General features: G+C 62.5%; 23 protein-coding genes and 3 pseudogenes. 14 read left to right on the top strand and 12 right to left on the bottom strand.

All coding sequences use genetic code 11. The features are described from left to right. Positions 1–170 precede the first annotated feature (170 nt). The 4 genes from BGO16_RS07970 to BGO16_RS07955 all read left to right on the top strand — a co-directional run bounded on the left by BGO16_RS07970 (position 171) and on the right by BGO16_RS07955 (position 3,671). On the top strand, positions 171–1,388 hold the full coding sequence (locus BGO16_RS07970; RefSeq protein ID WP_292618081.1) for an RHE_PE00001 family protein: 1,218 nt from the start codon (positions 171–173) through the stop codon (positions 1,386–1,388). Between the two features lie 126 nt (positions 1,389–1,514). Beyond that, entirely contained in the window at positions 1,515–1,877 is a 363-nt protein-coding gene (locus BGO16_RS07965) for a hypothetical protein (RefSeq protein WP_292618080.1), read from the top strand. Positions 1,878–1,887: 10 nt separating this feature from the next. Continuing rightward, on the top strand, positions 1,888–3,405 hold the full coding sequence (locus tag BGO16_RS07960; RefSeq protein WP_292618079.1) for a S8 family peptidase: 1,518 nt from the start codon (positions 1,888–1,890) through the stop codon (positions 3,403–3,405). Positions 3,406–3,467: 62 nt separating this feature from the next. Further along, entirely contained in the window at positions 3,468–3,671 is a 204-nt protein-coding gene (locus BGO16_RS07955; RefSeq protein WP_292618078.1) for a hypothetical protein, read from the top strand. Between the two features lie 4 nt (positions 3,672–3,675). On the opposite strand, the pseudogene BGO16_RS07950 reads toward BGO16_RS07955, so the two are convergent. The 6 genes and pseudogenes from BGO16_RS07950 to BGO16_RS07925 all read right to left on the bottom strand — a co-directional run. Beyond that, positions 3,676–3,822, bottom strand: a pseudogene (locus tag BGO16_RS07950) (ATP-binding protein); the annotation flags it as partial. Between the two features lie 168 nt (positions 3,823–3,990). Beyond that, a complete protein-coding gene (locus tag BGO16_RS07945) occupies positions 3,991–7,134 on the bottom strand; it encodes a multidrug efflux RND transporter permease subunit (RefSeq protein ID WP_292618077.1) in 3,144 nt (1,047 codons plus the stop codon). Positions 7,135–7,137: 3 nt separating this feature from the next. Then, entirely contained in the window at positions 7,138–8,286 is a 1,149-nt protein-coding gene (locus BGO16_RS07940) for an efflux RND transporter periplasmic adaptor subunit (RefSeq protein ID WP_292618076.1), read from the bottom strand. Positions 8,287–8,501: 215 nt separating this feature from the next. After that, positions 8,502–8,651, bottom strand: a complete 150-nt coding sequence (locus tag BGO16_RS07935; RefSeq protein WP_292618074.1) for a hypothetical protein — start codon at positions 8,649–8,651, stop codon at positions 8,502–8,504. 128 nt (positions 8,652–8,779) lie between these two features. Further along, positions 8,780–9,766: an aldo/keto reductase gene (locus BGO16_RS07930; RefSeq protein ID WP_292618073.1), complete on the bottom strand. Its 987-nt coding sequence runs from the start codon at positions 9,764–9,766 to the stop codon at positions 8,780–8,782. Between the two features lie 342 nt (positions 9,767–10,108). After that, complete coding sequence (locus BGO16_RS07925; RefSeq protein ID WP_292618072.1) at positions 10,109–11,326, bottom strand: aldo/keto reductase; 1,218 nt, start codon at positions 11,324–11,326, stop codon at positions 10,109–10,111. A gap of 101 nt (positions 11,327–11,427) precedes the next feature. Here BGO16_RS07925 and BGO16_RS07920 point away from each other — a divergent pair, with 101 nt between their 5' ends. After that, a complete protein-coding gene (locus tag BGO16_RS07920; RefSeq protein ID WP_292618071.1) occupies positions 11,428–12,336 on the top strand; it encodes a LysR family transcriptional regulator in 909 nt (302 codons plus the stop codon). A 101-nt stretch (positions 12,337–12,437) separates the two neighbouring features. After that, a pseudogene (locus BGO16_RS07915) lies at positions 12,438–12,742 on the top strand (DNA-binding protein); the annotation flags it as partial. 34 nt (positions 12,743–12,776) lie between these two features. On the opposite strand, the pseudogene BGO16_RS07910 reads toward BGO16_RS07915, so the two are convergent. Then, positions 12,777–12,887, bottom strand: a pseudogene (locus BGO16_RS07910) (VirB8/TrbF family protein); the annotation flags it as partial. A gap of 112 nt (positions 12,888–12,999) precedes the next feature. On the opposite strand from BGO16_RS07910, the gene BGO16_RS18130 reads away from it, so the two are divergent. After that, positions 13,000–13,251 carry a molybdopterin-dependent oxidoreductase gene (locus BGO16_RS18130; protein ID WP_363091665.1) on the top strand — a complete coding sequence of 84 codons (252 nt, stop codon included), beginning with the start codon at positions 13,000–13,002 and terminating at the stop codon, positions 13,249–13,251. Between the two features lies 1 nt (position 13,252). Here the strand turns inward: BGO16_RS18130 and BGO16_RS07905 are convergent, their stop codons facing one another. From BGO16_RS07905 to BGO16_RS07885, 5 genes are read right to left on the bottom strand one after another with little or no spacing between them, the layout of a single operon-like run. Beyond that, entirely contained in the window at positions 13,253–14,305 is a 1,053-nt protein-coding gene (locus BGO16_RS07905) for a Pnap_2097 family protein (RefSeq protein WP_292618070.1), read from the bottom strand. Continuing rightward, positions 14,302–15,300: a sll0787 family AIR synthase-like protein gene (locus BGO16_RS07900; RefSeq protein ID WP_292618069.1), complete on the bottom strand. Its 999-nt coding sequence runs from the start codon at positions 15,298–15,300 to the stop codon at positions 14,302–14,304. Before BGO16_RS07900 ends, BGO16_RS07905 begins: the two co-directional genes overlap by 4 nt. Then, positions 15,300–15,845, bottom strand: coding sequence for an MSMEG_0567/Sll0786 family nitrogen starvation N-acetyltransferase (locus BGO16_RS07895; RefSeq protein WP_292618068.1), 546 nt, complete (start codon positions 15,843–15,845; stop codon positions 15,300–15,302). The genes BGO16_RS07900 and BGO16_RS07895 overlap by 1 nt, the downstream gene beginning before the upstream one ends. Further along, entirely contained in the window at positions 15,842–16,957 is a 1,116-nt protein-coding gene (locus tag BGO16_RS07890) for an MSMEG_0568 family radical SAM protein (protein ID WP_292618082.1), read from the bottom strand. Before BGO16_RS07890 ends, BGO16_RS07895 begins: the two co-directional genes overlap by 4 nt. Beyond that, positions 16,929–17,936: a Nit6803 family nitrilase gene (locus BGO16_RS07885; RefSeq protein ID WP_292618067.1), complete on the bottom strand. Its 1,008-nt coding sequence runs from the start codon at positions 17,934–17,936 to the stop codon at positions 16,929–16,931. Before BGO16_RS07885 ends, BGO16_RS07890 begins: the two co-directional genes overlap by 29 nt. Before the next feature lie 346 nt (positions 17,937–18,282). Here BGO16_RS07885 and BGO16_RS07880 point away from each other — a divergent pair, with 346 nt between their 5' ends. The 7 genes from BGO16_RS07880 (at position 18,283) to BGO16_RS07850 (ending at position 26,049) form a co-directional block, all read left to right on the top strand. Then, complete coding sequence (locus BGO16_RS07880; RefSeq protein WP_292618066.1) at positions 18,283–19,680, top strand: PLP-dependent aminotransferase family protein; 1,398 nt, start codon at positions 18,283–18,285, stop codon at positions 19,678–19,680. A 72-nt stretch (positions 19,681–19,752) separates the two neighbouring features. After that, a complete protein-coding gene (locus BGO16_RS07875) occupies positions 19,753–20,163 on the top strand; it encodes an OsmC family protein (protein ID WP_292618065.1) in 411 nt (136 codons plus the stop codon). A gap of 320 nt (positions 20,164–20,483) precedes the next feature. Then, positions 20,484–21,290, top strand: a complete 807-nt coding sequence (locus BGO16_RS07870; RefSeq protein ID WP_292618064.1) for a phosphosulfolactate synthase — start codon at positions 20,484–20,486, stop codon at positions 21,288–21,290. Positions 21,291–21,309: 19 nt separating this feature from the next. Beyond that, the gene (locus BGO16_RS07865; RefSeq protein WP_292618063.1) at positions 21,310–22,191 is read left to right on the top strand and encodes a hypothetical protein; all 882 of its coding nucleotides are present in this window, start codon (positions 21,310–21,312) and stop codon (positions 22,189–22,191) included. Then, entirely contained in the window at positions 22,176–23,519 is a 1,344-nt protein-coding gene (locus BGO16_RS07860) for an adenylosuccinate lyase family protein (RefSeq protein WP_292618062.1), read from the top strand. Before BGO16_RS07865 ends, BGO16_RS07860 begins: the two co-directional genes overlap by 16 nt. Further along, positions 23,516–24,532 carry a pyridoxal-phosphate dependent enzyme gene (locus BGO16_RS07855; RefSeq protein ID WP_292618061.1) on the top strand — a complete coding sequence of 339 codons (1,017 nt, stop codon included), beginning with the start codon at positions 23,516–23,518 and terminating at the stop codon, positions 24,530–24,532. Before BGO16_RS07860 ends, BGO16_RS07855 begins: the two co-directional genes overlap by 4 nt. Further along, entirely contained in the window at positions 24,529–26,049 is a 1,521-nt protein-coding gene (locus tag BGO16_RS07850) for a lyase family protein (RefSeq protein WP_292618060.1), read from the top strand. Before BGO16_RS07855 ends, BGO16_RS07850 begins: the two co-directional genes overlap by 4 nt. Positions 26,050–26,133 lie beyond the last annotated feature (84 nt).

The raw sequence follows: 26,133 nt of genomic DNA, 5'->3' as shown, positions 1-26,133 counted from the left end.
GATTTGCGGTGAGCGGCGCCGAAAAACCGCATGTTTCCGGGCGATTCCAGCGATCTCGGCCAAGTGACATCGCTGATTTGCGCTGTCACGTCCAACACTATCGATAACGGATAATTATCGATGGTGACACACGTCGTGTGCCGGACTTTGCTATGACGGAAGCTATGTCTATGTTAGCTTCTGTTGCGGCGATTCCTATTAAGGTTATCAAATCCTTGTCGTCAGCCTACCAGATCCCCGATCCAATGCCCTGGAGCCAAATCGCCGGGCCGCTCGCGGCCGCCGAGGATGCGTTGGCGCGCCTCGACGAGCGGCTCGCCAAAAGCCCGATCCGGCAGGGGTGGATCGCCCGGACTCACTTCACCGATGCTGCGGCCTGCCTGTGGCTGGACGGCGAACTCGTCCATCTCGAGGATCTCGTTCTCCACGACGCCGGCAGGGACGTCCGCGCGCCGACCTTTGAACTCACCCGCGCCAACGTCGTGTTGCGCGCCCGCCGCCGCATCGCCGCCGCCAAGCCCGACTGGCCGCTGTCGGCGACAAGCCTCGCCGGCCTGCGGGGCAGGGGAGGGAGCGCTAACGAGGATGAGGCAAGCGCCAGGGATGATGAAGAGGCGAACGACCCGGAGAAAGATTCGGATGAACCGCGCCACGTCGATGACAAGGGCGGCGAGGCGGATGCAGCCGAGCCACGCCTCGCTCCCGTGGACGACCGGATGGCCGAGGTGTTCGCCGCAGTCGACGCGGCGATCGCGCAGGCCGACCGCACGCTCGCGGGCGGGGCGGCGACGCAGGCGCGGCGCGCGCCGGAGCGCGACCCGCTGGTCTACGACCTCGACTGGGACGAGGACGAACGTCTCGTCGAATGGCGTACCGTCGTCGACCAGACCTGGCCGCTGCCGCCGACGCTGGCGGCGGCGATCGCCACCGACGCATGGAGTGCCGTCGAGCCGCTGCAGCACACGCCGTGGCTTGGCCGATTGCTCGCCGCCAGCCTGCTCCGCGCGCGCGGCAAGGCCCGCGCGCACCTTCCCTGCCTGCATGAGGGCTTGAAGGCGATTCCGCGCGAACGGCGGCAACCGCGGGACCCGGCCGGCCGCCTTGCGGTCCAGCTCGAAGCGATCGCGGCAGCCGCCGAAGCCGGGCTGAAGGATCATGACCGCTGGCTGGCCGCCCGCATCCTGCTGGCGCGCAAGCTCGCCGGGCGCCGCTCCACTTCCCGGCTGCCGGCACTCCTGGATTATGTCCTGACCCGGCCCATCGTCTCGGCCGGCATGATCGCGGAGGAGCTAAAGATCACGCCGCGTGCCGCACAGGACCTGGTCGGTGAACTCGGGCTGCGGGAGGCGACGGGACGGGGACGATACCGGGCGTGGGGGGTTCTATAGCCGATGGTCATCAACAGCCATTTGCGTTGTTTAAATCGGGCAGTAACCCCATCGTGAAACGCTGCGTTGCGGTTATGATTCGCCCAGCAGGAGAAAGTAAACCAGAGCCATGGCCCCGGAGAGTTGATGAAAAAATTGCTGGCCAGTTACGGTCGGGACGATGAGTTCCGTGCCGTGGCGGAGCAAATCATCAACGAAGAGGAAAAGAAGAACAATCGCGTTCTGGCGCGTAGCCTGCGCAAGACCCTTGAGACGGGTCCCAGCCGGCCGGCGGGCCCAAAGGCGCTTGCGCCCCTTATCCCGTTTCCCGAGGCCGCCGCGGAATTCATAGAGCGCGTCGAGCCAAGCCATAGCCGGAACGACATTATCCTGGGCGCAACGAACGTGCGCGTCCTGCTAGGACTGGTCAAAGAGTTTCGTCGCGCGAACGTCCTACCTGGTCGATATCGAGCTTTGGGATCTCGGCGAACGCCGCCTGCGCGAGCGTAAGATCGAGGAAGTGATCCGGTACGTCGAAGCGCGGGCGGGTGACGTCTTCGATCGCTACGTTGGCCCCTCGATCAGCATGTTCCGGGCACGTCTGACCGGCGAGCTCGTTCGCACGCTCCTGACGATTGAGGAAATTGCGGCCATCGATCTGCCGCCTGCGCCAGACGTGACCACGGCTGAAGCCCTCGATCTGACTCTGGCCAATGCGCCACCGTTGAACGCGCTTGGTGACGACGCGCCGCTGATCGGCGTGATCGACAGCGGTGTCAACGATCATCCATTCCTCGCCAACGTTATCGCCGGATCAATCGCCGTCCCTGAGAACCTCGGGACGGCCGACGTCTGGGGACACGGGACCCGCGTTGCCGGCATCGCCGTGTTTGGCGACCTTCGCGCACAACTCAATGCGGGAGCCCTGCAGAGGGGGGCCCGGATCTGCGCGGCGAAGGTCGTGAATGACCATGGCGATTTTGACGATCGCCGCCTGGTGCCATCGCAGATGCGCGAAGCGATCATGACGTTGAACCAGCGCTTCGGCTGCCGGGTGTTCGTCATCGCGCTTGCCGACCGTCGGCGGGTTTACGATGGCGGCAAGGTCGGCACATGGGCCGCGACGCTGGACGAACTGGCACGCGAACTCGACGTCGTCATCGTGGTGTCGTCCGGAAATCGGCACCCGCGCGGCGGAAACCGCCTCGAACAGGCTGTTACCGAATATCCGGGCTATTTGTTGGAGGACGCCAACCGGTTCTTCGAACCAGCTGGCGCTTTGAACGTCATCACCGTTGGCGCGCTCGCGCATGGCGAGGGTCTCGATGCCGAGCGAGCGAACGACGTCCGCGTGCGGCCGATCACGAAGTTGCATGAGCCGGCGCCATTCTCCCGCACCGGGCCGGGCCCGGGGGGCGCAACAAAGCCGGACGTCGTCGAGATCGGCGGCACACTGATTTTCGATCCCGTCGTCGCGCGGCTGCGGGGCGGGGAGGATGTCGGCAGTGCTGGAGTCCTGACGTTGTATCACAGCTATCTCGATCAGCTGTTTACGGCCGGCTCGGGCACGTCCTATGCGGCGCCGAGGGTCCCGGAAGCGTTCCAGGCCGGGAATGGCGAGCGGTGCATTCGCGTGACGCTGGCATTCGACCCGCCGGTGCGGCACACGCGCAACGATTATGCGGGCGTCGGCATGAGCTTCCGGCTGGTCCGCGGCTGCCAGCCCGATCTGATCTTCGATCATTACCGCAAGCGTGAGCAGGCGGATGGTCCATTCCCCGAACTCGCAGCACGATATAATTGCAATCTCGTTCCAGGCCCACAGGCCCGGGAGAAGGGAAGCGTCCAGTGCGCGACCGCCACGTTCAGGCGTGACGTCGAAGAATACGGCGACGACTCTTATCTCGTCGTGCGCTGTGAGAGCGGATGGGCGACGCATATAGATCGCCAGCAATTCGCGCTCGTCGTCGAGCTGCTCCACAAAGCCGAGGTGCAGCTGTACGAACGCGTGCGGCAACGGATTAGGATTCAGGCCTAGCGCACGTCCTGTTTGCGACCGCGCTCAACTTTTTCAGGCAGGCAGGGCGATCCTTGATCCTTATGCACCCGCTCGATCAGATTATTCCCTTTGAACTTTTCGATCAGGAAATAGCGCGTTTGAGCGGTTTTGTTAACGGCGGAGCAAAACCGGGCCACTGGGGCGGAGTAAAAGCCGGCCAGTGGGGGTTCGGCGCAGGCCACTCGCGAAGCGCGCTTTCAATGGCGCCGCAGCGAGCGAGCGGCCTTTTGGATTTGGCAGAATGAGGGGTCAGGCGGGGGTCTGGTTTTGCTCCGCCGCGACAGCCACGGCGGCTGACCGGCGACGACCGGAGGATTGCTTGAGCCGATAGCTGTCGCCGTCCATGGCCAGGATGTGGACGTGATGGGTCAGCCTGTCGAGCAGCGCGCCGGTGATGCATCGAGTCAGAACTCGCTAAAACGAGCCATACAAATTACGACTGTAACGCTAGGTCGTTCCGAGGTATTCAGCAACAATCCGTGCGTGCGACACCTGCAAGTGCTGCCCGGTTTGTAGCAGTTGCCGGATTTCTGACGCTGAGCAGCGTCTAGCAGAATTACTCAGCTATTCTGCCGGATCGGCATCGGCCATTTTGTTTCGATTGAAGAATTCACTCGTTCGCTCTCTGATGGATTCCCAAAAAACATAGAGCATCGGAATCAAAAACAGCCCGATACTACTCGCAGCGATCATGCCGACGAATACCGGCGTGCTGACGGCGTGCCGCGCAATCTGCGATGCGCCGGTCGCCCAGACCAGCGGCACCAATCCAAGAATGAAAGCAATGGACGTCATAAGCACAGCACGGAACCGCATCTCGGCGCCGAGAGCTGCGGCCTGTTCAAGGCCCAACCCTTGCTCACGCTGTTCCTTGGCAAACTCAACGATCAGAATGGCGTTCTTCGCCGCCAGCGCAATCAGAACGACGAGCCCGATCTGCGCATAAAGATCGAGCGTAAGGTGCGTGATCAGGACGCCGCCAATGGCGCCAAAAACGCCCGCCACCACGGAGAACAGCACCGGAATCGGGATGATCCAGCTTTCGTAGAGCGCGACCAGAAACAGAAATGCGAACAGTAACGCCATGCCCAGCACGATCAAGGTCTGGCCGCTCGCGCCTTGCTCCTGATAGGCTGTACCGGTCCATTCGAACGCATAGCCTGGGGGGAGCGTCTTGGCCGACACCTCGGCCATGGCGGCCAATGCGGTACCCGAGGCGACGCCCGGAGCCGGGCCGCCATTAATGGTCACCGAGCGGTAATTGTTGTACCGCGTGATCACTTGCGGCCCGGTGACGGTACGCGCCGACGCAATCGACTGTAGCGGCACCATCGTGCCTTTCGAGTTGCGAATGAATATCTTCGAGAGCGCGGACACATCGCGCCGATCCGCCGCCTCGGCCTGTAAATTAACCTGCCAGGTGCGGCCAAACAGGTTGAAGTTATTGATGAAGTAGCCCCCCAGCGTGGTTTGCAGCGTGGTGAAAACATCGTTGAGAGTGATACCAAGCGACTGCGCCTTCTCGCGATCGATATCGAGAAAGATGGAAGGCGCATTGGCGCCGTAGGTCGAGAAGACGCGCGAAAGACGCGGGTCCTGATTGGCCGCGGCGACGAGCCCCTGAACCACCGCACCCATTGCTTTCGGATCGGCGCCTTCCAGATTCTCAAGTTGATATTCGAAACCGCCCGTCGTTGACAGACCCACGACAGGGGGAAGATTGAACGGCAGTACATTCGCCGTACGAATCTGCTGGGCTGCATCGAAGACATGCGCGATCAAAGCCTGCGCGGAATCGGCCGCCTTGGTGCGATCTTCGAATGGCTTCAGCTTGGCTATCAGAAACGCATTGTTGCTGGCGGAATAGCTGTCGAGCAGCGAGAAGCCGATAATCGAAATGGTATCCTGCACCTGAGGCATCGACTTCAGAACGTTTTCCACCTGCTTTACGGCTTCGCTGGTCCGGTTGACCGAAGCACCATCCGGCAATTGCACGTTGATGAAGAATGCGCCCTGATCCTCCTCCGGCAGGAAGCCCGTAGGGGTAATTCGCATCAGGCCAAAAATACCCAGACCGAATGCGGCGACCAGCACCATTGAAATGATCGACAACCGCAATGTCTTGCGCACGACGGTGGCATAACCGTCGCGCACTTTGTCGATCCCTTGCCCGATGCGTCCCATGATTCCGCGACGCGGGGAGTGACGGAGGAACACCGTACACAGCGCCGGAGAAAGGGTCAGCGCGTTGACCGCCGAGATGAGCACCGAAGCACTGATCGTTACGGCGAACTGGCGAAACAGCTCGCCTGAAATACCCGAGATAAAGGCGATGGGCACAAACACGGATAGCAGCACCAGGGTGATGCCGACGATCGGCGCGGTCACCTGCGTCATGGCTTTCTTGGTCGCGTCCGCAGGCGAAAGGTCCGGCTCTTCCTCCATCACGCGCTCGACGTTTTCGACCACGACGATCGCATCGTCCACCACGATGCCAACCGCGAGCACCAGCGCCAGCAACGAGACGGTGTTGGCAGAATAGCCAAGCGCAAGGAGAACGGCGAAACTTCCAACCAGACTGACCGGAATGGCAATGATCGGAATTAACGTTGCGCGCAGATTGCCGAGAAACAGGAACACGACAATGGCGACCAGAACAAATGCCTCGATAAGCGCGTGAATGACGGCGCTGATCGTATCGGTAACGAAAATCGTGGAATCATGGACAACGCGCGCCTGCAGCCCCGCGGGAAAGCGCCCTCGCAGCTTTTCCAGCGTTGCGTTCACGGCCTTCGATACGGTGATGGCATTGGCGCCAGGTGCGAGATAGATGCCGATGGCGACCGACGGGCTACCATTCAGCCGGCTGAAGGTATCCTGATTTTGCGCTCCTAATTCGATCCGGGCGACGTCCTTGACCTGCAGCACCGAACCATCCGGATTGGCGCGGATGACGATCGCGCCGAATTCCTCCGGCGTGGTGAGGCGCCCCTGGGTCTGCAGGTTCAATTGGAACTGCTGGTCTTCAGGAACCGGACGTGCTCCAAGACGACCGATCGGCGCCTGGACGTTCTGCGCCTGCACGGCGCGAATGACGTCAGAGGGCGCAAGACCCAGGTTGGTCAGCCGCGACGTGTCGAACCAGATTCGCATCGAATAGTCTTCGCGGCCGAACAGGGTCGCCTGCCCGACGCCCGGCGTCCGCGACAACTCGTCCATGACGTTGATGATGGCGTAATTGGTGATAAACAGCGGATCGAGCTTACCGCCTTCGCTGTAGAGGGCGATGAATTGCAGGATCGACGACGACCGCTTCTGGACGGTCAATCCCTGAACCTGCACCTCGGTGGGCAAGTTCGCCATCGCGGTCTGAACGCGGTTGTTGACGTTGACCGTGTTGATGTCCGGATCGGTGCCAAGGGCGAAGCTGACGGTGAGATTGTAACTTCCATCGGCCCCGCTGCTGCTCTTCATGTAAATCATCTTGTCGACGCCGACGACCTTGGACTCGATCGGCTGCGCCACGGTCGCTTCCAGCACCGAGGCAGAGGCCCCCGGATAGACCGCCGAGACCTCAACCTGCGGCGGAACGATGTCGGGCAACTGAGCCACGGGGATGCGCGAGAGCGCCAACAGGCCCGCGAGCGAAATGACGATGGCAATGACGATCGCCATGCGAGGGCGATCAATAAAATATGCGGAGAGCATGGCTTATCTCCCGGCAGGTGTCGGCGAAGCGGGCGCCGGCGCGACCACAAGATTTGGCCGCACCCGCTGGATTCCCTCCACGACGACCTTCTCGCCCGGCTTCAAACCATCGACTATCCCCGCGATGTCAGGGGTTGATTGGCCCAGCTTCACGCGGCGTTGCTCGGCCACGTTCTTGCCGTTGACCACGAAGACATAGTCACCCTGCTGGTCGGCCAGAATCGCGGCGCGTGGAACAGCCAGCACCTTGAGCGGTTCGACAGCCTCAAGCGATACGGTAACAAACTCTTGGTCCGTCAACTCGTAAAGCTTGTTCTCCCCGACTGTCTGAATCATCGAATTGGGGATCGTGCCGCGCAGGGTGATGGTGTCGGTATCCTTGGCAACGCCGATATCGACGAAATCGAGCTTGCCGGTCTGACCGTACATTTCACCGTTTGGCAGACGCACGCGAATCTGGACGGCATGATAGCCGCCCTTGTCGGCATAGCGTTCCCTTAGTTCGAGAACGCGGCGCACCGAGATGGGAAAGGTCACATACATAGGGTCCGGACTGACAATCGTCGCCAGCGACCCGCTGGTGGGGCTGACGACGTTACCGACCGTGATCGAGGTTCGGCCAATGAGGCCGTCGATCGGCGCTTTTATTTCGGTATAATCGAGATTGATTTGCGATTGATGGAGCTGCGCCTGCGCGGCCTTCACCTGGGCTGCCGCGACGCGCTGCGTCGCCAATGCGCTGTCGGCTGTGACCTGGGTACCGGAATTTTTCCGCAATAGCTCCTGCGCGCGGGAAAGCGCGAGATCAGCATTCTCCAGTTGGGCCTGAGCCTGTGCAACAGCCGCTTCTTTAGCCTCGACGTCGGCTTCGAACGGCGCCCGCTCAAGCCGATATAAAATCTGCCCCTTCTTGACATCCGCGCCTTCCGTGAAGAGGCGTTCGTTCATGAACGCGGTCACGCGCGCAACCAGATCAACGCGATCCCGGGCCTGGATGCGGCCGTTGATTTCCGTGCTCTCCGCCATCGGCTTGAATTCAGCTGTGACAACCCCGACTGCCGGGGGTGCACTAGGGTTCACTTGCGCAATCGCGGATGTTGCCAACAGAAACGTTCCAGCAACGATGGTGTTGACCGATGAAAGGGCGCGCATGACTGTCATATCTCCTGACGATCGTTACGGCAGGCCGCCGCTATCGCTTTAAATCTAAAACACAGATGGGAACAAACGGGCTACAGCGTTTGCGGTTCTCAAATCGTACGGTGACCCCGAAGAATTGTGAGCCCACCTATTCATCGCGAAGTGAGCATAAGATGCACGAGAGTAGTCAGCCTCAATTGGCCCGCCCGATCAAGGCCGTACTGAGCTTAGATATGGATTGTCATGGAGTCGTCCACCCCGGAGGCTGTGGCCGCGTCCGTGTAATGCTCGAGCGCCGGCGCGACGGAGCGAACCTGATCCGGCGAGAAGCGGCGGCCTTCGGGATTGGGCTGCTGAGCATGTGCGGTGGTTGTCATGATGATAAATCCTAAGACTGGTGCGATGAAGCGTTTCAATTCGGTCTCCCGGCGTTGGTGTTTGTGAATTCCAGCTTGAGAGGCCGTGTGCGACGAGGGAACAGCCCCCCTTCGACGACGAACGTCCCTTATCCGTGGTCGAACTGGCTTTCGGTGAACGGATCGGCGCGGCCGCCGACCAAGGTGATCTTCTCTGCGCCGACGTCGAATTCGCGCAGCTCGTCAGCGGTCAAATGCACGGTCGGAGCGCCGACGTTCTCGGCAAGGTGCATGTACTGCGTCGTGCCGGGGATCGGCACGATCCACGGCCGCTGCGCCAGCACCCATGCCAGGGCGAACTGTGCCGGTGTTGTGTTCTTTCGTTCGGCCCAGTCACGAACATATTTGAAGAGAGCCAGATTTGCCGCGAGCGCGTCGGGGACAAATCGTGGCAGGTTATGGCGGCGATCCGTCGAGTCGAAGCGGCTGGCAGCGTTGACTGCTCCGGCGAAAAAGCTGCGTCCAACCGGGCAATAGGGCACGAAGCCGATGCCGAGTTCTTCGAGCGTCGGGAAGATCCGGGTCTCCGGCTCGCGCCACCAGATGGCGTATTCGCTTTGCACGGCGCTGACCGGCAGGACGGCATGGGCACGGCGGATGGTGGTGGCGCTCGCTTCCGAGAGACCCCAGTGCTTCACCTTCCCGGCCTGAATCAAATCCTTGACCGCGCCAGCGACGTCCTCGATCGGCACCTTGGGATCGGGGCGATGCTGGTAGAGCAGATCGATATGGTCGGTCCTCAGTCGTTTCAGCGAGCCGTCGACGGCGCGCCGCAAATGGTCCGGCTGGCTGTTCAGCGCCGTCGGCTGGCCTTCCTCCACCCCGAAACCGAACTTGGTGGCGATGGCGACCTGATCGCGGACCGGAGCAAGCGCTTCGCCGACAAACTCTTCGCTGAGATGAGGGCCATAGACTTCGGCGGTGTCGAAAAATGTCACACCCAGTTCGAACGCGGCGCGAATGAGCGCCACACTGGCTTTGCGGTCGCGCGGTCCGTTACCATAGTATCCTACCAGCGGGAGACATCCGAGGCCGATGGCGGAGACCTTCAAATTGCCGAGTTTGCGGCTACCCATAGACTTCTCCCTGCGTGGAATCGAAGCATTACGATCTTGCAGATGGACGTCTGGACTTTGAGCGAAAGCACCTCTGACGTTCATGAGTGAAGCGGTTGCGAGGCCGAGACCCGCGCCAAGGAAAGTGCGGCGGCTGGCTGCGCCGCAAGCGGGAGAGGAAATGCCTTTCCCAGGTGAACGCACCATTTTACGCCTCCTTATGACTCACGCCTTCATCGTAAAATCTAGCGTGGGACGGCGGCACGGTTACCCCGAGGGTGCTACATGGACTTATGAATGGCGCTCACGAAACAAGGGACGCCGGGTGGATCAGCGACAGCGGTATGGCACCTTGCCAAGACGCTACCAGGCGTAGGCTTTGGGCGCGTCTCCACCGGGACCGGGCCATATCTCGTCGAGGCACCGCATGGTATCGTCGGAAAGCGAAATCTCCGCGGCGCGCAGCGTCTGTGTCATCTGTTCGGCTGTGCGCGGCCCGACCAGCGGTGCCGTGACTGCGGGATTGTGCAAGAGCCACGCCAACGCAACGTCTGCTGGCCGCTCGCCAAGGTCTTCACAAAGGGCTTCAAAGGCTTGGAGTTGCGCACGATACCGTTCGATCTTTTCCTTCATCATGGAAGTAGTCCGGCGGCCGCCAGCCATTTTCTGCAACACGCCCCCCAGCAAGCCGCCTCCGAGAGGACTCCAGGGAATGAGACCAAGGCCATAGTGACGACAGGCCGGAATGACCTCAAGCTCAACGGTTCTGGCCGAAAGATTGTAGAGGCTTTGTTCCGCGATCAGACCCATGAAGTGGCGTTGGTTGGCTGCACTTTGCGCGGTGGCGATATCCCATCCCGCGAAGTTGCTGCTTCCGACGTAGATAATCTTCCCCTGCTGCACCAGCAGTTCCATCGCTTGCCAGATCTCTTCCCAAGGCGTGAAGCGATCGACGTGATGCATCTGATAGAGATCGATGTGATCGGTCCGCAGTCGCCGAAGGCTATCTTCACACGCACGGCGAATGTGGAGCGCTGAAAGCCGACGATCGTTCGGGCCGAGTCCCATCGGCTGATAGACCTTGGTCGCGAGCACGATTTCGTTGCGGCTTCCGCGGTCTGCCATCCATCGCCCGATGATCTCCTCCGAAAGACCGAACCCCTTCTCCATGTCGGGAGATTGAGGGCCGCCATAGACATCGGCGGTATCGATGAAATTGATCCCAGCCTCTACCGCCTCATCCAGAATCTGGAAGCTGGTCGGCTCGTCGGTCAACTCGCCGAAATTCATGGTGCCGAGGCACAGACGGCTGACCTTCAACCCCGAACGGCCCAGATGGGTATATTGCATTACATTATTCCCTTCATCGTTCTTTGAGGGACGTTCAATCGTACGGTGTGGATGCCGTAGGGGGAATTTGGGCGTACACGCCGTCGCATCCCCAGCGGCACATTCTACTTCTTGGGTGGCTGCGCCGATCTTTGGGTGCGACACTAAACTGGAAACGGCACTTTCGTTATCGGGGTATGTTGCATGGTCTTGTGAGGACGATTCAACAGTTTCGGATGTTAACGTGGCCAAAGTGCGCGAATCCGCGGCGGCAGGGCTGCCGCTTTCAAGTCAGCACAGTGGAGAGGAGCGCGCCTTGGTGAAAGTATACGGCTTTATCGGAAGAAATTAGCATGCAAACAAACCGTGCCGACGTCGCCGATTTAACCTACTTTCTGGCGATCGCAAGGCATCGAAGCTTTAGCCGCGCTGCAATCGAAATCGGCGTGAGCGCCTCTGCCTTGAGCCATGCACTCAAAGGCTTGGAGGGCAGGCTAGGTATTCGGCTTCTCAATCGGACGACAAAGAGTGTCACTCTCACGGCCGCCGGAGAGGCTCTTGCCGTTGCGATCGGAGAACCATTCGAGCGGATCGACGTTGCGTTGGAAACGCTGAACCGTTTTCGCGACGCTCCATCGGGCCGAATCCGGCTGAACGTCGCCGTTGAGGCAGCCAATCTGCTCTTGGCCCCGGTCTTGCCCGTGTTCATGGAGCGTTATCCTGACATCGAGATCGATATCGTTGCCAACAATCGCATGGTGGATATGACGGACGCAGGTTTTGATGCCGGCATCCGATATGGGGGCACGGTGCCGGAGGACATGATTGCGCAAAGGCTGTCGGCGGATGTGCGCTGGGTGGTAGCGGGTTCGCCTGAATACCTAGATCGGTTCGGCACGCCGGAACATCCCAACGATCTGCTTCAGCACCGATGCATCAGCAACCGGCTCGGAGATGACCGTGTCTATCGATGGGAGTTCGAGCACGATGGAGAGGAATTGCAGGTGACGGTGCCGACATCGATCACGGTCGATCAGGCGGAGACGGGGCTTGTTGCCGTGCTCCGCGGCGGCGGTCTCATGTACTTTCCTGAACCCCTCGTTGCCCCGTATGTTTCGGACGGACGACTGCGTCTGGTGCTCGTGGACTGGGCGTCGCGGGGAGACGGCTTTCACATCTATTATTCGAGCCGTCGACAAGTCCCGACCGGGCTGCGTCTTCTGATCGACCTCGTTCGCGAGCTGCGTCCGATAGGACTCTAGCAGATAGGGAAAAGAAACAGACAGACCCCCTCCAGACCCGAACAGCGACGTCAGCATCCACGAGGTTTCGCTGATCGAGAATATCGACCGCGCACCCCTGCAAGCGCGCCATCTTCGTCGGCGTCGATGCCTACCAGGCGTCTGCATCTTGCGCGATCTGTTCCAAGACGACGACGGCGGCTGGCTACAGGACTCCGTCCTGCACGACCGGCTCGTGTCCGAAAAGCTGAAGGCCTTGCGGACCAACTCGCAGAGGAAGGCTGGAAATGGATCGAGGTCGCCGTGAGCTTCCGCTACGTTCACGATCATGGCCTTCGTGAACTCGCCGCACGGCCGTCGACCTCACCGAGGAGGAGCGGCCACTCGTGAGGCGCTCCGCGACGAATACGACCGAATCGAAGCCGAATAGTCGTTGAGCGTGCTGCCCCGCGGTCGGCCGCGCGATAATCGGCCGTCGCCGCAGCCACGGTCTGCGCCGGGCCGAGGCGGTCGACCTGCACCACCCAGGGAACGACGGTGCCGCGCGCGGATTACCAGACGAGTGCGGCGGCAACTTCACTATGGCCATCGTCATGCACGCGTCCGGGCGTCGTCCAACACGGGTCGCATGTACTCAGGCAGAAACGACCGTGGTGCGCAGTCCCGCGCCGATCTCCTGGCGGATTGTTTCCGGCAGCGTTTGCGCAGTCCCCCCGCGCCAGCAACCTGATCGTCTGGCAGGTCAATGGCGAAGCACTTCCCAACATCAACGGCGGGCCTGTGCGGCTCATCATCCCGGCTGGCCGGGCTCGCTGTCAGCGAAATGGCTCAACCGCATCTGGATTCGCGACAAGGAGCTTGCCCGGTCCGGCTTCCTCAAATGGATTGTCCGGAAAGCTCATCGTCGAGGTTCCCGTCTGTTGGGCTCCTCCATAAATTAGTGGATATGCCGGATCGTGAAAACCTCGGCGATCGGCTCATTGTCGCCGGTTCGTACAAGACGACAATGATGCGACAACGTCCTGGTCCCAGGAGTCGGATCGCCGGGCACATGCCAATCCTTCCGGTCGACCAGCCCGACCAACAGTGTTTCGCCTGGGTCGAGATTGCCCGCGAAGAGGATATCCCGCCGCAATGTCGTTGCCGTTCGAGCGAAATCGCGGGCGAACTGCCATTCAGCGCGATCCACGAAAGAGACGAAGCTGCTGAAATAGAGGAAGCCTGCGCCGTTGAAGTCCTGGGCGGGGCAAGGGTCGATGGCGACGACCGGTCCGACTGCCGCCTGGTGCAGCGCGAAGCCCAGATGTTCGCTCACGCGACCGGCACGCACAGCGGCCGCCCAGCCCGGCAGATCTTCTCGGCTCCGGAACGGCTCCGGCTTCGGCAGACCTGGCACGACGAACCGGGAGACGCTGCGATTGCCACCATCCTGGCCGCGGCGCACGAAGACCGAGACCATCTCCACCTGCCCGATGTAGCGACCGCCCACCACCAGACGGTGGCGGCTCAGCATCTGCGTCTGCGTCACTCGCCGCACCCGCGATCGTACGACCAACTCATCATTCTCACGGACGGAGCCAAAGTCGCCATCCTGAATCGAAATCGCGGAAAAGGCCGCATAGACTGGTTTTCCGCGCTCATCGATGAAGCTCGGCACTTTCTGGCCGGCCAAGCTCGCGAGCATCATCCAGTGTTGATGCCCGAGCTGCTTCAGCAGCCAAGTCTCCGAGAGGCCGTGCAAGCTCAGCTGTGGCATGCCCAGGAGAATTGTCTCGCTTCGGTTCCGCAGCCAAAACGAGGGGCGCGGCGGCGCATCGGCGAAAGGCTCGAGCGGCTCGGCGGAGGCTGACACCGGATCATAGCCGCAATGCTCGCAGCGATCCTGCAACCGACCGAAGGCGCTCCGCAACCATTTCTGCCCGCACGCCGTGCAGGGCTCCCGCAAGGCATCAGGGTGCGCCTTGGCGGCGGTCAGGGCTACGCCGTTCATGCTCGAACCTCGTCGCGGGTCGTGGCCGAAGCTGGCGCGCATCCGATCAGCGGCCGGTCCGACAAGTCCCAGACGGTTTCCCGTTGCGTCGCGCACTCGATTCGCACGCGCGGATCCTCGGTGATCGTTCCGATCGCCGCCGCCGCGATGTCTCTCGCACGAAACCTGGCCAGGACTTCGTCCAGTTCCGCCGCGCCGACCGCGAGCAGGTAGCCGAAGCTCGGGAATGTCTGGAGCCAGCGCTCGATCGCGACGTCCGCCGGCATTGGAATCGCATCGATGTCGATCACCGCGCCAACGCCTGAGCATTCCGCGAGCATCGTCGCGGTGCCGATAATCCCGCCTTGGCTGATGTCCTTGGCAGCTCTTGCAAGCCCGGCTTCGGCGATCTCAGGCAACAGATCGAGATCACCGCGCAGGCGCGTGGGTGGGGCGGAGGTGGCGGCATCCCAGTTCGGATATGGCTCGCGATATCGGCCACGCAGATCGATGGCGGCCACCAGATGATCGCCCGGCGTCGCGTCGAAGCTGGTTAGCAGCTTCTTGGCGCGACCGAGGATCGCAAGCGCAAGCTGACTGTTCTTCATCCGCAGATTACTGTGCCCACCGACCATGGGGACCCCGAAGGCGCGCGATGCGTTGCGCAAGCCCTCAAGGATGGGCAGGGCCCCGTCTTGTCCGTCCGACCAGATGGCATTCACTGTTGCCAGGGGACGACCGCCCATCGCTGCGATATCGGAGACGTTGACCATCACGCCGCACCAGCCTGCGAACCAAGGATCGCTGGCAACGAACTCGTTGATGAATCCCTCGATGGCGAACAGCAGATAGCCGTCCCCATCGGGGATCGCGGCACAATCGTCACCGACCGCGATCGCACCTGTCTCGATTCCCAGAGCCTTCACCACGCAGGCGATGTCCGCCTTTGCGGCGAAGCTGCGGCTCTGGCGCAGCGACTGAGCGAGCGCCGCCAGGTTGATGTCTGCCCGGCTCATCAGCGCGCTCGGGACAGGAAGCCCACCTGGGGCGTGCCAAAAGGCGGGTAATATTCCAGATCCGCTTCCATTCGGTGATGCGCCCTGCCGAACAGGTCGAACTCCTCGAGCGAGCGCCAATGCAGCCGTTTGAAGAGAAGGGCGTTCTGGCTCTGCACATTGGCCAGGAAGCGTGTGCATCCACGGGCATGCGCCGAGGAGACGGCCAAGCGGATGAGGTCGGGGCCGATCCGCCCACCGGCGCGGCCGCGATAGGCCTGAGTGACGGCGAGACGGGATCCCCACCAGGTCTTGTGCTCGTTCAAATCCTCGTGAATCCGCACCGTGCCGACAACCCGGGAAAGTCCGTCCTCGTCCTGCATGACGGCCACCAGAGCGATTGCGAACTCGTCGATCTCGTCCCGATCATCCGCCACGAAGACCCCTTGCTCCTCGCAAAAGATCTCGCGGCGCAACGCGAACGCCGCGGAGCGCTCCCACTCCGCGGTCGCCCATTTGATGCGCAACGAAGGCGCCGGCACAGCCTGTTTGGCTACGGCGCTCATGACGCGCGCCGCTCATAGCTCGAGAGGGCCGAGCACGCCCCGCATCGCCCGCAGCCGGCCTTGATGTCGCTCGACTGCATTCCGGCTTCACGGAGCATTGCTCCGAGCGGCTGGAGAACGCTGTGCATGAAGGTTGGCTTCGGCGATGGATGGCTCTCAAGCGGGGTGCCCGCGATCGGAACGAAGGGCACCACGAACGGATAGACGCCGCTGGCGACCAGCCGTCGACAGACGTCGAGGAGCGCCTCGCGGCTATCTCCCAGGCCCGCGAGGATGAAGGTCGAAACCTGTCCTCGGCCGAATACCTCAATCGCCGCCTCGAAGGCGTCGAAATAGCGTTCGAGGGACACCTGTGCCTTGCCGGGCATGATCCGAGCGCGAACTTCCGGCGTCACGACCTCGAGATGCATGCCGAGCGAGTCGACACCGGCGTCTTTCAGGCGCGTGAACCAGAGATCGTCGTCCGGCGGCTCGCACTGCGCCTGGATCGGCAGGTCGACCGCCGTCTTCACACCCGCAGCACTCTCCGCGAGGATCGCTGCGCCGCGATCAGGCCCCGGCGGCGTCCCGGTCGTCATGACCATATGACGCACGCCATCCAGTTCGACGGCGGCCTTGGCAACCTCGGCCAGCTGCGCGGGCGTCTTGCGCTCGATCGTGCGGCCAGCCGCCAGCGACTGGCCGATCGCGCAGAACTGACAGGCCTTGGTCCGGCTTTGATAACGGATGCAGGTCTGCAGGATGGTCGTGGCCAGGACATCGCGGCCGTGGAGGGTCGCGATATGCGAATAGGGGATCCCGTCCGCTGTCGAAAGCTCGTAGAATTTCGGCTTCGTGGGGAAGGAAATCGCCGCGAGTTCCACGCCGTCGCGGCTCAATCGGCTTACGCCGGCCGCATCAGGGCGGGCCGCCTGATAAGGGCTCTCGAAAGCTGGCGCATTGTGGACCGGCACCATGACAGTGGTCCCGTCGATCGTCACCGCCATGTGGTCGGAAGGGCCGGCGCCACCGCGCCGGCTAACCCCCGAGCTCCTGGGATCGACGAGCCGGATCCCGAAGGACTGCAGATCGTTGATCAAGGACTCAGTCGACATTCTCGAGCGCCCCCTGATCTTCGCTTGCCTCCGCGTGCGTCGCGTGCGGGACGGAGCGAATGGATTCGGCGCTTCGCATCGTCACGGCCGGCTGGTCGTTGATGAGAAGCGACAGAAGCTCGGGGCGAGCATAGTGACCGACGGAATCCATCATGCGCTTGCGCTTGATGATGAGGCTCATGTCGAGGTCGGCCACCACGAGACCTTCGCCAGAGGTCAGCGGATCGACGAGGTGCTTGCCCTCGGGCGAAATGATCGCGGTCATGCAGCCGCCGCGCAGGCCGCGCTGCAGGCCTTCATCGGGCGAGATGGACGCGATCTGCTCCTCGGTCAGCCAGCCGGTCGAGTTGACGACGAAGCAACCGCTCTCGAGGGCGTGGTGGCGGATCGTCACCTCGGTCTGCTCGCCGAATATCTGACCCACCAGCGAGCCCGGGAACTGGCCCGCGTGAATTTCCTCGTGCTGCGCCATCAGCGCATAGCGGGCGAGCGGATTGTAGTGCTCCCAGCAGGCAAGCGCGCCGACGCGGCCGACCGCGGTATCGACGACCTTGAGCCCGGCGCCATCGCCGCCGCCCCAGATCATGCGCTCATGGAACGTGGCGGTGAGCTTGCGCCGTTTCAGCAGGAGCTTGCCGTCGGTGTCGAAAATCAGCTGCGCGTTGTAGATCGAGCCATAGTCCAGCTCATTGACGCCGAGCACGATCACCATCTTGTGGCGCCGCGCGGCTTGGCTGATGGCCTCGGTGACGGGACCTGGCACCACGACGGCGTTCTCGTAAAAGCGCATGTGATCGCCGCCGCTGGTCATCGGAGGGCGCACGAACGAAAAATAGGGATAATAGGGAACGAATGTCTCGGGGAAGACGATAAACTGGACGCCCTTGTCCGCGGCGTCCGAGATCGCTGCGAGGACACGGTCGAGCGTGCCCAACGGAGTCTCGAGATCGGGGGCAATCTGTACGGCGGCAGCGCGGATCACACGTTTTTCAGACATGGCTTTCCTCTCGTGATGCGGGGACAATTTGCCTCTTTTGGCACGGGCAACTGACCCGTGATCTGGAGACTGGAACATGATCGGATATAATGCATTCAATATACGCATCATATCTGCTGATGTATCGGCTCATAATGCTGTCTTTACGTCCATTCACTATCCGATCATCTAGCGTAAACACTTTGCAGAATGCCGTCAACAACTGCCTTTGCTTCTTATCATTCCGCACCGCACCATCCAGTCATTGGCGGGTTTCAGTCCTGTCACGCGAGGCGGTCAACGGGCTGGCTTTCGCGCGTGCAACATTGTACAGTCAATCCATCCGAGGTTTCGAAACACTGAGCTCATGCACGACTGGACGCCCGATCTCTCCACTTCAGCGAAGCCCCGTTATCTTGCTCTCGCCGATCGTATTGCATCCGACATGCAGGCCGGTCGTCTGGTCGCAGGAGACCGGTTGCCGGCGCAGCGTTTGCTTGCAGAGCGCCTCGGGATCGATTTCACGACAGTGGCCCGAGGATATGGCGAAGCCCAGAAACGCGGCCTCGTGGAGGCCCGGCAGGGGCACGGAACATTCGTGTTGCCGATCCAGCGCGCAAACCTGCACGCCGACATGACCGCGCCGTCGCGCACGCATGGCGACGACGCTGATCTTTCGATGAATTTGCCGCCGGAGCCGCACTCGCCTGAACTGATCGAGCGCATGCGCGCTGGTTGGGACATGATCGGACGCGATATCCTTCCGATGCTGCGCTACCAGTCTTTCGGCGGGGGAGTGCGTGACAAGGAGGCGGCGCAGCATTGGCTGGCGCGTCGAGGGCTCGTACCGGCGATCGAACAGATCTATGTTACCCCGGGCGCACATGCTGCGTTGCTGGGGATATTGAGCGCACTCACCAAGCCAGGCGATGTCCTGCTCAGCGAAAATCTGACCTATCCAGGCATCAGGGCCGTCGTGGCGCTGGTCGGGGTCGACCTACACGGCCTGTCGATGGATCAGGAAGGAATCGAGCCCGAAGCATTTGCGGAGGCTTGCAAGCGCCTAGCGCCAAAGGCTCTCTATCTCAATCCGACGCTGCAGAACCCGACCAACGTCACCATCTCCCTTGTGCGCCGCCAGCAGATCGTCGAGATCGCGCGCCGCTTCGGCGTCGCGATCATCGAAGACGATGCTTATGGCTTTATCGCGCCGGGACCGCCGCCAACGATCGCGTCGCTTGCGCCCGATCTCACCTGGTATGTCGCCTCGCTCGCAAAATGCATCGGGGCGGGCCTGCGCACCGCTTATGTCATGGTGCCTGAAAAGCGGTCGGCCTGGGCGTTCGCCTCGGCGGTGCGTTCCGCCGCTGTCATTGCCTCGCCGATCACCCTGGCGCTTGCGACGCAATGGATCGAGGATGGAACTGCCGACGCCATCCTGCGCGCCGTCCGCGTCGAGACCGAGGAGCGGCAGAAACTCGCGCATCGGATCCTTGCCGACCAACGCTTCGAAGGCGATCCTGACAGTTTCAACATCTGGCTGTCGCTTCCCGCCGCATGGACGCGGTCTGCCTTTGTCGGTCACATGCGCTCGACTGGTGTGGGGATCGTCCCGAGCGACGCGTTCACCGTGTCCGGAATTCCGCCCGAAGCGGTGCGCATCTGCCTTGGAGGACCAGCACCTCGCTCGACCATAAAACGAGCGCTCGAATGCGCGGCACACGCACTTGAGGTGATGCCGGCAACAGTGACTTCCTTCCTATAACGGGCGGACCCGACCCGCAGCCGAGCGAAATGGCTGCGCGCGCCGGAAGCCCGCTCATAATCAGGAGAGACTATGTCCGCGAACCATGAGCGGTCGGTTGTCAGCGAATGGCGAGGAGGCCTCTCCTGCGAAGTCCAGGCAGGACGTTTCACCCTGGTGGTGGACGAGCCTGAAAGCGTCGGCGGTACGGACCGCGGACCGCAACCTACCGAACTCTTCCTGTCCTCGATCGCCTCTTGCTTCACGCTGGCCCTGGCGTTCAGCGCGCGCCGCCGGTCGATCGCGGTGGACGCGATCAATGTCACGGCGACCGGCTTCTATGATGGGCCGCGTTTCCGCGCCGTCCGGATCGATGCGCGGGTCGCGTGCGACCCCGCCGCGCTCGATGGCCTTATCCGACAGGCCGAGCGCGTCTGCTACTTCACCAATACGCTGAAATCCGATCTGGACATTGTAATCGCCCCGCAACTGATTACGGCCTAAGCTCCACTCAAGGTGACCGAAGCCGAGCATGTCTGCATCGGTCTTGCAGCGAGAGGGCGAGATACCTCCACGTATGTCCCGACGACTGTCATCGCATTTTTCCTATAGTGATCCTCGGCCGGCGGATGTGCGAGTCCGCGTGCACCCCGGACTTGGGAATTCGAGGAAACAGCAATGGCTCGATAGGAGTGGCCGCCAGTCGAGGCGATGCCGCGAGAGGGATTTTTGGGTGCTGGTCCCGAGTCTCGCCATTGACGATATGTCGTATGAGGATTATCTTATACACTATAGTAAAATATCGCGCAAGGAGAGCGGCGCTCATGTCCGCCGACCAGCTTCCCACCTTCCTTGACCTCCCGGCAAGATCAACGCAGCCGCGCAAGGCCGGTATCACCCATATCCTCGATAAAGGCAGCACCACGGCGGATATCCAGGCGATCCTCACCTCCGCAGCCGGCTATATCGACATCTGGAAGTTCGGCTTCGGCATCTCCTATGTCGACCCGACAGTAACGGCGAAAATAGCGCTGCTGAAAACCACCGGCATCAAGACGTGTCCCGGAGGTACGTTGCTCGAAATCGCATGGTTGCGAGGCCGCACCGAGGCGTTTTTCGAGTTTGCAGCTGAACGCGGCTTCGACTGCGTCGAGGTATCCGATGGCGCGACCCATATGCCCTCGCGCGACAAGCTCGCGCTCATCGAGCGTGCCAATGCCCTGGGCTTCGAGGTTCTCTCCGAAATCGGAAGCAAGGATCCCACCAAGCAGCTGAGCTCGGCAGAATGGGTCAATCAGCTCAAAACGGATGCCCGTGCCGGCGCGCGCTGGATCGTGATCGAAGGGCGCGAAAGCGGAACCGTCGGGCTCTATGACGAATATGGCAAGGTCAGGAACGACATCCTCCACGCGATCACGCGTAGCATGTTCGCCGACAAGCTCGTCTTCGAGGCGCCGCAGCGGGCGCAACAGGCCTTTTTGATCCGGGAGTTCGGTCCGGAGGTCAATCTGGGGAACATCCTGCCCGGCGACGTGATCAGCCTCGAGACTCTCCGCCTCGGGCTGCGCGCCGACACGCTCGAACTGCTGGCCGACGCCGATAGCGAGGGCCCCCACCTTGTTCGCGCTTGACCCTTCAGCCCGGAACATCATGCCGACACGCTATCGGCAGGTCGCAATCAGCAGCGATGTCGAGAGCCTCGAACCGGCCTGGCTGGAACAGCATTTCCTCGGGCGCGAAGCCTATATGCGAACGCGCTTCATCGTCGCCCGGCTCGGCGAGGAATGCGCGCTGATCGAGGTGGACCGACCCGAGAGCAAGGCGATCTTCTCGGTGATCCAGGCCGTCAGGGTTCTCGCTCCGGCGGCGAGCTGCCGATATTTCTACGAACCGGATATCGACACGGCCATTCCCTCCCAGCTCGCACTCGTGGCGGTCAAGAACCCGGATGTGCCCTGCGTGATCGTCGAGGGCGAGTACGGCCATGTGAGCTTCATCCTCAATCCCGCGCCGCTGCTCCTCAATGTCTTCGACATCGTCCCGCCCTTTCCCTCGAAGCTGCTGGATCAGGTGGAGCGCGTTCTCGCGGTTGCCGAAGATCTGCCGCCGATCGTGCCTGTGCCGATGCTGATCGACAGCCGCGAGGAACTCGCGGCTCATGTCAGCCCGCTGCCCGCCGAGGTGTTGGTGCCCTGCCGGGGATCGGGTCTCGAATTTGCCGAGACCAAGGTCGCCTATCTTGATGAGCGCCCGCGCAAGGTCGACTGGATCCTGCTCGGCTGCGACCGCTCCCAGCAGATCCACCGCTGGTTTTATGGCGCGAACGCACCGGTGGTCGACATCTGCCCGACCCGCTTTCTCGGCAAGCACCTCGATCCGGCACGCACCATCACCCGCTGCTGCCTGATTCAGGAGGGCGTCGAGGCACGTGACCTCGCTACCTATGTCCCCTGGGGTTCGTCCCTGGATGAGGTGCGCAAGGCGCTCGTCCATATCCTTTCCAAGGTGGATGTGCCGTGGACGCGCACCTGATCGACTCCCGGATTTTCGGCCATCGCTGGTCGACGCCGGAAAGCCACGCCATCTTCGACGAACCGGCCAGGGCTCGCCGCTGGCTCGGCGTCATCATCGCCTTGGCACAAGCGCAAGCCGAGCTGGACCTCATCCCGGCAGCGGCCGCGCGCGATATAACCGCGCTTCAGGATCGCGATCTCCCGATTGATCGCATCGCCGAGGCGACGCGCGCGACAGGCCACTCGACCCTGGGGATGATCCAAGTCCTGCAGGATCTGCTGCCGCCGTCGGCGGCGCCGTTCGTCTATTATGGCGCCACCGTCCAGGACATCACCGACACATCGCAGGTGCTTGAGCTCGCCGCGACCGGCCTGGTCCTCTGGCGGGACCTGCGTGCGATCGAAGACAGGCTTCTCGATCTCGCCGTGACGCATAGGAAGACGCCGATGGCGGGCCGAACCCATGGCCAGCTCGGCTCACCCATCCCGCTCGGCTTCAAGATCGCGAGCTGGGCCGACCAGGTCGGCCGAGATCTGTCCAGATTGCACGACGGCCGCGACCGCTGGCTGACAGGACAGTTCGCGGGAGCGGTCGGGACGCTCGGCTTCTTCGAACCCCAGGGTCTGGCGCTGCGCGCAGCCTTTTGCCGGCATGTCGGGCTGGCCGAACCGTCCATTTCCTGGCTGTCGGCCAGGGACCGCTTCGTCGAATTCGCGAGCGTGTCCGCGATGGCGGCCAACACACTCGCCCGGATCGCCAACGAGGTCTATGGCCTCCAACGCCGCGAAATAGGCGAGCTAGGCGAGCGCCCGTCCGCCAGCACGGTCGGCAGCATCACCATGCCGCACAAGCGCAATCCGGAGAACAGCGAACAGATTGTTACGCTCGCCCAGCTGGCGCGCGCACAAAACGCGCTTCTCGCTGACGCCATGGTTCACGAGCATGAACGCGACGGTCGCGCCTGGAAGCTCGAATGGTCGGTCTTTCCCACGCTTTCCCATTCCGTCCTCGCTGCCTGTTCGCTCACCCGAACCCTGCTCGACGGGCTCGAAGTCGACGCTCAGGCCATGGCGCGCAATCTCGCGCTCGTACCGGCATCGGAGCATCTGCTCAGCCTCATGGCGACACGCCTGGGCAAACATGCCGCGCAGCAGACGCTTCAACAGGCCTATCGGCGTGCTCGCGACGAGCGGCTCTCGCTTGCGGACGCGCTGGACGGCGTGGCGACGCCGGCCGAACTCGCGGCAATCGCAGATGTCGATCTGGGCGCGGGACCGGAGATGGTCGATCGCGTGGTCGCGGCCTCCCGGCAACGCCGCGAGACCGAACCGGAACATTGGCAATGATCGTGCCGCCACACCTGCCGCTCGCCGCCCTGCCGACCCCGCTTCAGCATCGTCCCGATCTTGGCGCTGCGCTGGGGCGGAAGGCGTTCTGGGTGAAGCGAGACGATCTCACCGGCCATTCCTGGGGCGGGAACAAGGTCCGGACGATCGAATATCTGCTGGGTGATGCCAAAGCGCAGAGCTGCGACATGGTCGTGCTCTGCGGCGGCCCGACATCGAATTTCGCGGCGCTGATGACGGCCGCATGCACCGCGCATGGTCTGGAGACCGTCCAGGTCAGCTATGGAACCGAACCCAGCCCAAAGCCCGCGGCGCTCGCGGTAGGCGAGGCGGCAGGCGCTACGATCCGCTATACCGGATCCGTTGATCGTTCGACCATGGAGGACGCGGCGGACGCGCTCGCGGATGTCCTGCGGGCGCAGGGCCGGCGTCCCTATCCGGTACCACGCGGCGGGGCCACGGTGATCGGTGCACTCGGATATGCCCATGCAGCGGGCGAAGTCCGCCGCCAACTACGACTGGCCGGCATCGATGCCCTCACGCTGGTCATCCCCGTGGGATCGGGCGGCAGCATCGCTGGGCTGCTCGCCGGCTTTCTGTTTGACTTTGAAGGCGACGACAAAGAAAGCCCGCTCGACGTCGAACTGATCGGCGTCAGCGTCTCTCGTCCGCCTGAAGCGCTGCGCGACGAAATCGACGCCAAGGCGCGGGGATGCGGGGAGAGGCGTTTGCGCCTCGCGAACGTGCGCTGCCGTTGGGAGCTGGTGGACGGACGCGGCGCGGGCTTCAATCGCTACGACGCGGACGACGCGGCATTCGTCGACGAGCTGATGCGCCGGTCGGGCTTGCTCATCGACACGACCTATAACGGCAAGGCGCTGCGCTGGCTGCGCGACCTGCTGCCACAAACCGACCGGTCGATCCTCTACTGGCATACCGGCGGTGCGCTCGCGGTCGCCGATCGGCTGGGAAGCCCCCGCCATCCTTCGCCTTATCATCAGGAGACCAAATGACCATGCTCGCCGCCGGAGAAAAACGGGCCGCCCCCCGCGTTGAAGGCCCTTCCGCCGATGGGCCGGCGCCGGAGCTGATCGAAGCTGGATTCGGATGGGAGATCGCCGATGCGGGCGTGCTGCATCATGGCCTGAACATCGCCGATTTCGCGCATGTTCTCGACCTGCATCACCGCGCGATCATCTCCGACGATGTGGCGCGCGAGCTCCTCTCGGTGCTGCTGGAGGCCCATCGCAGGGATGCGAGCGACTTCCCCTATGATCCCCATCATGGAGAAGCCTATAATTCTCGCGAGCGCTTCTTCGCGGAGCGCATAGGCGATTGCGCGGGTTGGCTTCACGCCGGCCGGCCGCGCCGCGAGGCGGCTCGCGTCGCCTTCCGCATCGTTCTGCGTCGGCTGACGGCGGAGTTGCTAAAATCAGGCGCGTCCTTCGCCGAGGCCGCCTGCGCCGTCGCGGACCGCCATCGTGAAAGCTTCATGGCGGACCAGACCTATCTTCAGCAGGCCCAGCCTTCGACCTTCGGACATTATCTGCTCGGCTTCGTCCCGCCGGCATTGCGAGATGGTGAGCGGCTGCTGTCGGCGCTTCACGCGGTCAATCGCAGCCCGGGCGGCGCCGGCTGCGTCAATGGCAGCCATCTGCTCGCGGATCGCGGCTATCTCGCTTCGTTGCTTGGCTTCGAGGCGGTCATCGAGCATACCCGCGACGCGATGTGGCAGGTCGACACGTTCATCGACATCCTGTCGACCGGCGTCAGCCTGTTGTCGAACCAGTCCAAGCTCGCCGAGGATCTCGAGATCTGGTCGAGCCAGGAGTTCAACTATGTGGACCTGGCCGGTCCCTATACCCGTTCGTCGGTGCTGATGCCGCAGAAGCGCAACCCCTATGCGCTCACCATCATCCGCGGCGGCAGCGGCATGCTCATCGGCCGCCTGTCGGGTTTCCTCGCGGTCGTGAAGACCCCCTCGGCGCGCAGCGACAACCTGATTTTCGCTTATGGCGAGTTGCCCCGTGCGCTCGACTATGCGGTCAAGATCAGCAACCTAAGCCGCGGCGTCGTCAAGACCTTGACGGTCAACGAAGATCGGTTGTGGAAGGCGCTCGAGGCCGGCTTCAGCCAGGCGACGGATCTGGCCGAATATGTCATGGTCGAATGCGGTATCGATTACCGGAGCGCCTACAAGATTGTCGGCCAGGCCGTCCGCGAAGCCAGCGCCGCCGGCCGGCGCGGCGTCGATGTCGATGCCGAAGGGATCAGGCGGGCCGCGCAACAGGTGGCCGGCCTCGACCTTGCGCTTGACCCCGGCAAGCTCGCCGCCGCGCTGGATCCGCGCCAAATCGTCGCCAGTCGCTCTGCCCACGGTGGAGCGGCACCGGCGGTCGTTGCCGACATGGCGGCTCGCTTTGCGCAGAGTGCGACCGAACTGGGGTGCCAGGCCGGCACGCAGCTTGCTCATTTCGACGAGGTAGAGCAGCAGTTGCTCCAGCGCGTCGAGACCCTCGTCAACGGCTAGAGCATTCTCGCTTCTGATTGAATCAGAAGCGAAGCTCTGGATATTGTTTTGACGCGTTTTCTTCACGCGAACCGGTATCCATCC

The sequence above is a fragment of the Nitrobacter sp. 62-23 genome (assembly GCF_001897285.1).
GTDB lineage: Bacteria > Pseudomonadota > Alphaproteobacteria > Rhizobiales > Xanthobacteraceae > Nitrobacter.
This window is presented reverse-complemented; position numbering and strand designations above follow the sequence as displayed.